The sequence below is a fragment of the Pigmentiphaga sp. genome (assembly GCF_019689535.1).
In the GTDB taxonomy this organism is placed as follows: Bacteria; Pseudomonadota; Gammaproteobacteria; order Burkholderiales; family Burkholderiaceae_B; genus Pigmentiphaga.
This window is the reverse complement of sequence record NZ_JADGHH010000142.1, coordinates 1-9,088: the sequence shown is the minus strand read 5'-3', so window position 1 is coordinate 9,088 and position 9,088 is coordinate 1. Positions and strand designations below refer to the sequence as shown.

At 65.4% G+C, this 9,088-nt stretch carries 9 protein-coding genes; 6 read left to right on the top strand and 3 right to left on the bottom strand.

Annotated features, from left to right (window positions below):
• Positions 1 to 790, top strand: a 790-nt coding sequence (locus IRZ12_RS12555; protein WP_296468911.1) for an LLM class flavin-dependent oxidoreductase, incomplete at its 5' end; no start/stop codon positions are given.
• A 7-nt stretch (positions 791 to 797) separates the two neighbouring features.
• On the opposite strand, the gene IRZ12_RS12550 is transcribed toward IRZ12_RS12555, so the two are convergent.
• The gene (locus IRZ12_RS12550) at positions 798 to 1,163 is read right to left on the bottom strand and encodes a DOPA 4,5-dioxygenase family protein (RefSeq protein WP_296468909.1); all 366 of its coding nucleotides are present in this window, start codon (positions 1,161 to 1,163) and stop codon (positions 798 to 800) included.
• A gap of 97 nt (positions 1,164 to 1,260) precedes the next feature.
• On the opposite strand from IRZ12_RS12550, the gene IRZ12_RS12545 reads away from it, so the two are divergent.
• The 3 genes from IRZ12_RS12545 to IRZ12_RS12535 all read left to right on the top strand — a co-directional run bounded on the left by IRZ12_RS12545 (position 1,261) and on the right by IRZ12_RS12535 (position 4,036).
• Positions 1,261 to 2,034, top strand: a complete 774-nt coding sequence (locus IRZ12_RS12545) for an SDR family NAD(P)-dependent oxidoreductase (protein WP_296468907.1) — start codon at positions 1,261 to 1,263, stop codon at positions 2,032 to 2,034.
• Between the two features lie 126 nt (positions 2,035 to 2,160).
• A complete protein-coding gene (locus tag IRZ12_RS12540) occupies positions 2,161 to 2,598 on the top strand; it encodes a MarR family transcriptional regulator (RefSeq protein ID WP_296468904.1) in 438 nt (145 codons plus the stop codon).
• Between the two features lie 67 nt (positions 2,599 to 2,665).
• Entirely contained in the window at positions 2,666 to 4,036 is a 1,371-nt protein-coding gene (locus tag IRZ12_RS12535; RefSeq protein ID WP_296468912.1) for a DHA2 family efflux MFS transporter permease subunit, read from the top strand.
• 11 nt (positions 4,037 to 4,047) lie between these two features.
• Here the strand turns inward: IRZ12_RS12535 and fumC are convergent, their stop codons facing one another.
• Together fumC and IRZ12_RS12525 are read right to left on the bottom strand one after the other, a co-directional pair.
• The gene (fumC, locus tag IRZ12_RS12530) at positions 4,048 to 5,442 is read right to left on the bottom strand and encodes a class II fumarate hydratase (RefSeq protein ID WP_296468902.1); all 1,395 of its coding nucleotides are present in this window, start codon (positions 5,440 to 5,442) and stop codon (positions 4,048 to 4,050) included.
• 229 nt (positions 5,443 to 5,671) lie between these two features.
• Positions 5,672 to 7,111, bottom strand: a complete 1,440-nt coding sequence (locus IRZ12_RS12525; protein ID WP_296468900.1) for a M20 family metallopeptidase — start codon at positions 7,109 to 7,111, stop codon at positions 5,672 to 5,674.
• Between the two features lie 283 nt (positions 7,112 to 7,394).
• On the opposite strand from IRZ12_RS12525, the gene IRZ12_RS12520 reads away from it, so the two are divergent.
• Both IRZ12_RS12520 and IRZ12_RS12515 read left to right on the top strand, forming a co-directional pair.
• Positions 7,395 to 7,595, top strand: coding sequence for a DUF1328 domain-containing protein (locus tag IRZ12_RS12520; RefSeq protein WP_296468898.1), 201 nt, complete (start codon positions 7,395 to 7,397; stop codon positions 7,593 to 7,595).
• 40 nt (positions 7,596 to 7,635) lie between these two features.
• The coding region (locus IRZ12_RS12515) for a PAS domain-containing protein (protein WP_296468896.1) at positions 7,636 to 9,088 on the top strand (1,453 nt) is incomplete at its 3' end.

The following is a 9,088-nucleotide window of genomic DNA, read 5'->3' as shown; positions in this document are numbered from 1 at the left end:
GGGCGGGATCATGCTGCCCAATCATTCGCCGCTGGTCATTGCCGAGCAATTCGGTACGCTCGCGTCGCTATACCCGGGACGCATCGACCTCGGGCTGGGGCGGGCGCCGGGCTCGGACCAGCCGACGGCGAGGGCTTTGCGCCGCAGCCAGGGCGATACTGCCGACCGCTTCCCGCAGGACGTGCTCGAGCTGCAGGGCTATTTCCGGTCGCCTGTGCCGGGCCAAGCCGTTCAGGCCGTGCCCGGCGCGGGCTTGGACGTGCCCTTGTGGCTCCTGGGCTCGAGTTTGTTCAGCGCACAGCTGGCGGCCCAGCTGGGGCTGCCTTTCGCGTTCGCTTCGCATTTCGCGCCGGGGTACTTGACCGCGGCGCTGGATCTGTACCGTACCCGTTTCCAACCGTCCGCAACTTTGGAACGCCCCTATGTGATGCTGGGCGTCAACGTGTGCGCCGCCGATACGGCGGCCGAGGCGCGCCGCCTGTTTACGTCGCTGCAATGGCAGTTCGTCAGCCTCATCCGGGGCAGGCCGGGGAAGCTGGCGGCACCCGTGGATGACATCGAGGAGCGGTGGAGCGAAGCGGAACGCGCGCACGTGGAGCGGTCGCTTGCTTGCTCCATCGTCGGCGATGAGGCGGACGTCCAGGCGGGCTTGGCGGCGTTCGCCGAACGCCACGGGGCGGACGAATTGATGGTGACGGCCCAGGTTTACGATCCGGCTGCGCAATTGCGGTCGTTCGAGATTGTGGCGTCGGCCGGCGAGCGCCTGGGCTGGATCGACCGTGCGCGGTGAGGCAGGTTTAGTCCTCCTGCTCGGGCAGGCGTTCGCCGCGCAGCGGCAACTGCCGGCCGAGCCAGAAACCGTGCACGAGGTGGTCGCGGCGGGGAAACCCGGTGTCCGGGTGGATCAGCACGTCCAAGCCGCGGCGGTTGAGCATGAGCCAGGGTACCAGGGTGGAAAACGTATCGGGCGCGAACACCAGCTGGTACATGGCTTGGGTGTGCGGACCGACGGGGACGTCGTGCCAGCGGCCGGCCTGGACCGGGAAGCGGGCGCACACTTGCTCGCGCACCGCGGCAGCGTCTGGGCGGGTCGTCGCAGGGTCGTAGTAAACGTGGGCGTGGTACACGCGGATGAGGCCGATGTCTTGCGGGCTCGTTTCCATGGCAGAGGGCTGGTAAAGTGCCGCCGCGGCGGACGCGGTGTGCGGTTCGTAGGGGCGCGGCGCGCCGCGCATGGTTTGATTCTATGACGGAGTAGCAATGGATCTTGGTCTTGCAGGAAAAGTGGCGGTAGTGACCGGTGCCACCGCCGGCATCGGCTTGGCGACGGCCCTCAAGTTTGTCGAGGAAGGCGCGAAAGTCGCGCTCTGCGCCCGCAATGCCGACAGGCTCGCCGCGACGGTTGAGCTTCTGCGCGGCAAGGGCGGCGACGTGCTGGGCATACCGGCCGACGTCTCCAAGCCGGAAGATGTCGAGCGCTTCTTTGCGGCCGTCGCCAGCCATTTCGGCCGCATCGACATCCTGGTGAACAATGCCGGCACGTCCATGCGCGGACCATTCCTGGAGGTCAAGGACGCCGATTGGGATGCGGACCTGGAGCTCAAGCTCTACGGGGCCATTCGCTGCTCGCGGCTCGCCGTCGAACACATGAAGCGCCAGGGCGGCGGCCGCATCGTGAACATCTCGACCATAGGGGGCAAGCAGCCCGGCGCCGCGTCCATGCCCACCTCTGTCTCGCGCGCGGCCGGGCTGGCGCTGACCAAGGCCCTGTCCCGCGAGTTTGCGGCCGACAATATCCTCGTGAACGCCGTCTGCATCGGCAAGATCAAGGCGGCGCAGCACGAACGCTCGGCCGCGAAGAAGGGCAAGGAGCCGGAGGCGCTGTACCGGGAATTTGCGCGGGATATTCCCCTCGGCCGGGTGGGAGAGGCCGAGGAAGCTGCCAACGTCATCGTCTTCCTCGCGTCCGAGGCGGCAAGCTATGTAACGGGCTCGAGCATCAATCTCGACGGCGGTGCATCGGCCGTCATGTGAACGGAGCCTCGGCGCCGCGTGCAGCGGTGCCGATCCTTTCCCTTCCTTGCCAAACCGTGCGTGCGGCGATATAGTTAGTTCTGCTAACTAACTATATCAGGCGGCTGCTTGCCGCATGCCGATGCCATGTCCGACCCGTCAAGCAACGATGCCTTTGAGCTGGCGGCGCAGCTGCGTCCTGCCATCTTGCGGCTCAACCGGCTCTTGCGCCGGGAAACGCAGGCTTTCGGTGTATCGCCGTTGACGATCATGCTGCTGGCGACCATCGACAAAGAACCGGGTATCGGCGTCAACGACTTGGCCCACCGCGAAAACATGCGCGCGCCGACGATGAGTAAACACATCAAGCAATTGGAAGAGGCGGGCTTAGTCCGCCGCGACCTCACGCTTCATGCGGACAAGCGACGCGTGGGGTTGGCGATCACGCCACAAGGCCGCAAGCTCGTGGCCGACGTACGCAAACGCCGCACCGATTGGCTCGCCGGGCGCATTGCCAAGCTCGAGCCCGAGTCGCGCGCTGCGCTCGGGGCAGCGGTGGACGCCCTGCGGCGCCTCGGGGAGTGAGTGCATGGCCGTCACTCCCGGGGCCCGCCCTTCATTCTTCGGCCGCGTGCGCCAGCGGTTGTCCCCCATGGTGGTGCCGCTCATCATCGGCTGTGCGCTATTCATGCAGATGCTGGACTCCACGGTCATCGCCACTGCGCTGCCGGCGATGGCCGAGTCCTTCGGGGAAGACCCGGTGCGGCTCAATGTCGCCATCACGGCTTATCTATTGAGCGCGGCCGTTTTCGTTCCCATCTGTGGCTGGGCCGCAGACCGGTTCGGGGCGCGGCAGGTGTTCGCGGCGGCCATCATGCTCTTTACGCTCAGCTCGACCCTGTGCGGCATTTCCCAGTCGTTGGGGCACATGGTGGCCGGCCGCATGTTGCAAGGGTTCGCCGGGGCGATGATGGTGCCCGTCGGCCGCATCGTGCTATTGCGGACGGTCCAGAAGTCCGAGCTCGTGCGTGCGATGTCGTTCCTGAGCATGCCGGCGCTGCTCGGGCCTATCTTTGGGCCCGCTGTGGGCGGTTTCCTGGTGGAGTATGCGTCTTGGCGCTGGATTTTCTTCATCAACTTGCCCATCGGCATCGCGGGCGTGATCCTGGTGCTGCGCTACATCAAGAACATCGAGGGCGGAAAGCCCTTGCCGCTGGATTTCCTGGGGTTCGTCCTGACGGCGATATGCATGGGCACACTGGTGTTCTGCTTCGATGCGCTGGGGCACGACGTGCTTGCCCCCGCCACGGTGGCAGCGTTGCTGGGCGTGGGCCTTTTGTGCGGGTTCCTGTACGTCAAGCATGCGCAACGTTCGCCGCATCCCATCCTCGATTTCCGCTTGCTCAAGATCCCAACCTTCTCCATTTCGCTGCTGGGCGGCAATCTGTGCCGGCTCGCCGTGGGCGCGGTTCCCTTCCTGCTCGCCATGCAGCTGCAGGTAGCGTTCGGCATGGGGCCGTTTGCGGCGGGGATGTTGACGTTTGCCGGGGCACTGGGTGCGTTGATGATGAAAATGACTGCCGGCCCCATCATCAAACGCTATGGCTTCCGCCGCACGCTGGTGGTGAACGCCGTCTTGACCGGCGGTTCCGTCATCGGCTGCGTGCTCTTTACCCCGGCGACGCCGCACCTGGTCATCATCGTGGTGCTGTTGCTGGGCGGGTTTTTCCGTTCGCTCCAGCTGACAGGGGTGAACTCCCTGGCGTACGCGGATATCGGGCCGGAGCACATGGGGCGCGCGACGGGCATGGCCAGCGCCGTGCAGCAATTGGCCATCAGCCTAGGCGTGGCCATCGCTGCGTTCGTGCTCAAGGTAAGCATGGTCGCGCGTGGCACCACCTCGCTCGACGCCTGGGACGTCGTCCCCGGCTACCTGGTGATAGGCGGTGCCATGATCGCCTCCATCTTGTTCTTCCGGCGCCTCACGCCCGACGCGGGCGCGGAGGTCAGCGGCAAGGGCTAGGCGCAGGCGCCTTATTCGACCGTATTGCGAGTCATGGCGGCAGGGTTCACCCATTGGTCGAACTGCTCGGCCGTCACGTAGCCCAGCGCCAGCGCCGCCTCCCGCAGGGACAAGTTTTCCTTATGCGCCTTCTTGGCGATTTGGGCGGCTTTGTCGTAGCCGATATGCGGGTTGAGGGCCGTCACGAGCATCAGCGAGCGCTCCACCAATTCAGCGATGCGCTCTCGATTGGGTTCCAGGCCCGACACGCAGTGCTTGTCGAAGCTCTCCATGCCGTCGGCCAGCAGGCGTACGGACTGCAGGAAGTTGTGGATCAGCAGCGGCTTGAAAACGTTGAGCTCGAAGTTGCCGCTGGCCCCGCCGATGTTGATCGCCACATCGTTGCCCAGGACCTGCGCGCACAGCATGGTGAGCGCCTCGGCCTGGGTCGGGTTGACCTTGCCGGGCATGATGGAGCTGCCTGGCTCGTTCTCCGGTATGCGGATCTCGCCCAGGCCGGACCTGGGGCCGCTGGCGAGCCACCGCACGTCATTGGCCAGTTTCATCAGGCCTGCGGCCAACGTCTTCAAGGCCCCGTGGGCGAAAAGCAGTCCTTCATGCGAAGCCAAGGCTTGGAATTTATTGGGAGCAGACTCGAACGGCAGGCCCGTCTCCTTGGCTAGCTCCGCGGCGACGCGCGCGCCGAACTCCGGATGCGTATTCAAGCCGGTCCCGACAGCCGTTCCCCCGATGGCGAGCAACAGCAATCCCCGTTGCGCATAGCGGATTTGTTCCTCTGCCAGGGTAAGCTGCGCCTCGTGGCCAGATAATTCTTGGCCTAGCGTGAGCGGCGTAGCGTCCTGCAGGTGAGTCCGGCCGATTTTTACCACGTCGGCATAGGCCTTGGCTTTGTCTGCCAGCGTCTTGCGCAGCCGGGCGAGGGCGGGCAGCAGCCGGGTGTGCACTTGCAGCGCCGCCGCCACGTGCATGGCGGTGGGAAAGACGTCATTGGAAGACTGGCCGCGGTTGACGTGGTCGTTCGGATGCACGAGGCGGCCCTGCCCGCGCTCCCCGCCCAATAGCTCCGAAGCGCGATTGGCCAGCACCTCGTTGAGGTTCATGTTGGTCTGCGTGCCGGATCCGGTTTGCCAGACGCTGAGGGGGAACTCGCCCGGCCACCGCCCGGCGATGACTTCGTCAGCCGCCGACTCGATGGCCTTGGCAAGGCGCGGCTCCAGCAGCCCCAGCTCGGCATTGACGCGGGCGGCCGCGCGCTTGACCCGCGCCAGGGCCACGATGAGCGGCTCGGGCATGCGCTCGGTCGAGATAGAGAAAAACTGCAGCGAGCGCTGGGTCTGGGCGCCCCAAAGGTGATCCGCAGGTACTTCGATGGGACCGAAAGTGTCTTTTTCAACACGGCTGCTCATGGCTCATCTCCCTTACCACCCGTGCGCGTTACCCGGGCGGTTCATTCCAATCCGTTGTGCGGTTTGCGAAAGCACGTCAAGCTCCGGCGCGGGCCGCAGCCGACGCGCAATGGAAACTAGTGGTGTGAGCCCAGGTTAGCAGAAGACGCCGGCCGGCCCGGCGCGTCTCTGTAACGATCGTGTGTGCGCCGGCCCCTGGCTGAAACGGTGCCTGGCCGGCGTGCCTCGCTCACCTGACGGCAGCCACGACCTGCGCTATGGCGGCCGTGAGCTTTTTTACGTAGGGAATGTGGAGGAATTCATTCGGGCCATGGGCGTTCGACTGCGGGCCCAGCACGCCGGTGATGAGGAATTGTGCGTCGGGATACTTCTCACCCAGCATCCCCATGAAAGGAATGGTCCCGCCTTCGCCAATCCAGGCTGCGCTTTTCCCGAACGCCGCCTGGGATGCCTCGTGGATGGCGCGTTCCAGCCACGGCGCCGTAGGCGGGGCGTTCCAGCCGCTGGCGCTGCCTTCGGCTTCGAAGCGCACCTTGGCCTGGTAAGGCGGATCGCGTTCCAATGCGGTTTTCATCGCCCGCGCGGCACGCTCGGCGTCGACGGTTGGCGGCAAGCGCATGCTCAGCTTGAGCGAGGTTTTCGGACGCAGGACATTCCCGGCAGCGTCGATCGAAGGCAAGCCTGCGGCCCCGGTGACGGAGAGCGCCGGGCGCCAGGTGCGGTTCAGGATGCCTTCTGCCGGGTCGGTGGTCGTCGGCTGCGCATGCGCATGCCCTTCGGGGCCGTGCGAGCATCCTACCCAAGGGAACTGTTTCCAGACCTGGTCACCGAGGATGTCGCCGGCGGCCTTCGCCTGCGCCAGGCGCTCGGCGGGAATCTCCGCATGGAGCTCCGGCAGGATGACGCGCCCGGTGGCGGGGTCGTCGAGCCGGTTGAGCAGTTGGCGGGCGATGCGAAACGAAGAGGGGACGAGGCCGCTCGCCATGCCGGAATGCACGCCTTCGGTCAGCACTTCTACCGTGAGCACGCCGCCGGCCAGGCCGCGCAAGGATGTCGTTACCCAGAGCTGGTCATAGTTGCCGCAACCCGAGTCCAGGCCGACGACCAATGTGGGGATGCCTATGCGCGGCGCGAGCAGGTCGAGGTAAGCGGGCAGGTCGTAGCTGCCGCTTTCCTCGCAGGTCTCGATCAGGCCCACGCACCGCGGGCGCGGCACGCCCTGGCGATCCAGCGCCGATAGGGCCGTCAACGCGGCGTAGACGGCGTAGCCGTCGTCCGCGCTGCCCCGGCCGTATAGCTTGTCATCCTCGATCCTGGGGGTCCAGGGCCCGAAGCCTTCCCGCCAGCCCGTCATCTCCGGCTGTTTGTCGAGGTGGCCGTAGAACAGGATGGTCGTTTCGGCCCCCAGCCCCTGTGTCGCGGGCGCTTCGAAGTACAGGCACGGGGTGCGGCCCTCGATGGAGACGATTTCCACCGACAGCCCGGTGACGGGTTGGGCGCGGGCCCACGCGGCAGCCGCTTCGACGACGGCGGCCAGGTGCCCGTGCGCCGCCCAGTTCGCGTCGAACATGGGCGATTTGGCGGGTACCCGCACGTAGTCGGACAACAGGGGGATCAGCTCTTCGTCGTAGCGGCGCGCGACGTGGGCGGCCAGTTCGGATAGGTCCATGGCGATCTCCGGTGAAGCTGGGAGTTTAGTCCTTGTAGAAAAGGGAGTCGCATGCCGTCACCGTGCAAAAACTGCATGTAACTTTTTCTCTCAACCCGACGGATGAGCATGTAAAACTTATAACCACCCTCGGCCGGCTTGCGGATTCCCCTAGCAATATCAGGCTTTCGCGGGAGCAAGGGCCTGTTGGTACGGAATCTGCTCGTAGTCAGCCCAGACGTGACCGTAACCTCGCAGCGCAGCCGGTGATGCGGGGAATACGGGAAAGCCAAGGAGATGGATCATGTTGCGTTGGGCTACTATCTTTTTCGTGGTTCCCTTGTTGGCGATCGTGGCTGCCTGGACGGGCTTCGCGGCGAGCGCGGCCACTGTCGCGCTAATCATGTTCGTGGTGGCGGTGGCGGCGTTCATAGCCACTTTTTTCCTCGAACCACCGGATGACGTCGAAGAGAACTACGATACCGAATGGTCTCGACAGCATTGAGCCCCAGGGGGCTTCCCGTCATGCAGCCGGGCGACGACCGATGAGCACGGCTGCGCATCTTTCCACGGCAGCCCATGCTTCCGATGCGTCTTTCCGTCGCCTGGCGGACCACGCGCCCTGCATTCTCTGGTCCGCCGCCATAGACGGCTCCTGGACCTATGTGAATCCCGCCTGGACGCGGCTAACGGGGCAGCCGGTCGAGCAAGCGCTGGGCTGGGGATGGCTGGAGCGAGTGCCTGCGCCACACCGCCGGCGGCTCAAGTCGGCGTTCACCAAAGCCGCTGTCGTGGCATCGCCTTGGGAACTCGTGCATGGCGTGTCGGCTGCGGACGGTGGTGTGCTCGAAGTGCATACGCAGGTCCAGCCCAGCTTCGAAGCCAATGACCAATTCGTCGGATTCAGCGGGACCTGCACTTGGCATCGCGAAGTCGACGGCGGTGAACCCGCCGGTGCGGGTGAGGATGACTTCGGGTCTGCACATATGCTCGAGCTCCTGCCATATGCCGTCATGGCTTATGACTCCGAGTTGCGATATGTGTACGCCAATCGCGCCGCAGGCCAATTATTCGGGATCGAACCCCATGCATTTGCCGGCAAGGGGGCAAGAGAGCTAGGCGTTGCGCCCTACATCGCCACCGCCTACGAGCAGGCCGCGGCGCAAGCCATGGCCTCGCGTACCCCCCAGAATTTCGACTATCGCATCGATACCGGCGATAACACCCGGTACTTCAGGGTGAGCGTCGTGCCCGATCCGCTTGGCGCACGCGCCGTGGCCGTCACGTCGGACGTCACGTCCTGGGTTCAAGCGCAGGTCGAGTTGGATGCCCTGGTGTTGCGCGAGCAGGCCGCCCGCACCCAGGCGGAAACCGCAGCCAACGTCCGCGATCAATTCCTGGCCATGGTGTCGCACGAATTGCGCTCGCCCCTCAATGGCATCCAGAGCTGGGCGCATGTGCTCGAAAGCCGCGTCGACGTCAACCAGCCTGGCGTGGCCAGGGCCTTGGCAGGCATCAAGACGGGCGTGCAGCAGCAAGTCGGACTCATCGAGGAGCTGTTGGACGTGACCCAGGCGATGACCGGCCGGCTGCGTTTCTCCAAGACGTTGTTGTCGCTTTCTCCTGCAGTGCAGGGAGCCTTGGCCAAGGCCGAGAGGCTGGCGGCGGAACGCGGCGTGGCCTTGCGCGCGGAGTTGCCGGCGACGCAAGTGCAAGTGTGGGGAAACGGAGAGCGCGTGGAGCAAATGGTGGGCCACTTGGTGACCAACGCCATCAAGTTCAGCGCGCAGGGCAGCGAGGTCTCGGTGCGCGTCGCGGTGGCGGGCAACGAAGCCTGCATTGCAGTGGGCGATACCGGCAAAGGCATTTCCAGCGACGTGATGCCCTATTTATTCGACCCGTTTCGCCACCAGGATGCGCTCCGCGCCCGTCGCGCCGAAGGGCTGGGGGTGGGGCTGACGCTGGTCCGCCATCTGGCCGAGCTGCACGGTGGGCGGG

What these genes read in the sequence shown, in the direction of transcription:
- IRZ12_RS12550 (WP_296468909.1), bottom strand. Translation starts at nt 1,163, where the DNA reads ATGGAAACGAGCCCGCAAGACATCGGCCTCATCCGCGTGTACCACGCC.
- IRZ12_RS12545 (WP_296468907.1), top strand. Translation starts at nt 1,261, where the DNA reads ATGGATCTTGGTCTTGCAGGAAAAGTGGCGGTAGTGACCGGTGCCACC.
- IRZ12_RS12540 (WP_296468904.1), top strand. Translation starts at nt 2,161, where the DNA reads ATGTCCGACCCGTCAAGCAACGATGCCTTTGAGCTGGCGGCGCAGCTG.
- IRZ12_RS12535 (WP_296468912.1), top strand. Translation starts at nt 2,666, where the DNA reads ATGGTGGTGCCGCTCATCATCGGCTGTGCGCTATTCATGCAGATGCTG.
- fumC (WP_296468902.1), bottom strand. Translation starts at nt 5,442, where the DNA reads ATGAGCAGCCGTGTTGAAAAAGACACTTTCGGTCCCATCGAAGTACCT.
- IRZ12_RS12525 (WP_296468900.1), bottom strand. Translation starts at nt 7,111, where the DNA reads ATGGACCTATCCGAACTGGCCGCCCACGTCGCGCGCCGCTACGACGAA.
- IRZ12_RS12520 (WP_296468898.1), top strand. Translation starts at nt 7,395, where the DNA reads ATGTTGCGTTGGGCTACTATCTTTTTCGTGGTTCCCTTGTTGGCGATC.